Source organism: Pedococcus sp. P1_H8 (assembly GCF_056405175.1).
The window spans coordinates 1-455 of sequence record NZ_JBFUCP010000225.1 but is presented as its reverse complement, the minus strand read 5'-3'; the positions used below and the strand labels follow the sequence as shown (position 1 = coordinate 455).

At 74.9% G+C, this 455-nt stretch carries 1 protein-coding gene; it reads left to right on the top strand.

Going from position 1 to position 455, the window contains the following annotated elements:
• Nucleotides 1-389: alpha/beta fold hydrolase (locus tag AC1DYG_RS19710; protein WP_477641544.1), on the top strand; the 389-nt coding region annotated here is incomplete at its 5' end.
• Between the last annotated feature and the right edge of the window lie 66 nt (nt 390-455).

Here is a 455-nt window from a genome sequence, read left to right as displayed (position 1 = left end):
GCATCGACCCGGTGCGGCTCGGTCAGGACGTGACGTTGGCCGAGGACCGGGCCGCCATGTCGTGGTCGGCGGTGGCGGTCGCCCGCACCTTCACCTCGTTGCTGCACAGCTGGACGGCAGGTCGTGGCCGCCACTGGGGCGCGGCCCGGGCGGTGCTCGCACCGACCCTGGTGATCTGGGGCGAGGCCGATCGACTGGTCGGGGTGGGGCTCGCGCGCCGGGTCGCCGAGGCGATCCCCGGCGGCCGATTGCGGGTGCTGGAGGGGGTCGGGCACATGGCTCAACGGGAGGCGCCGGTCGAGTCCGCGGCTGCCATTGCGGACCTGCTCCGCGGTGCCGCGGAGCGGGCCGGATCCGGCGCGCCGGATGGCGCCGGCGGCGGTCTGTGAGATTCTGGCTGGGTGACTGATCGAGGTGGACCGCGGCTGCGGGGCAGCATCCCGCTTGGTCCAGGC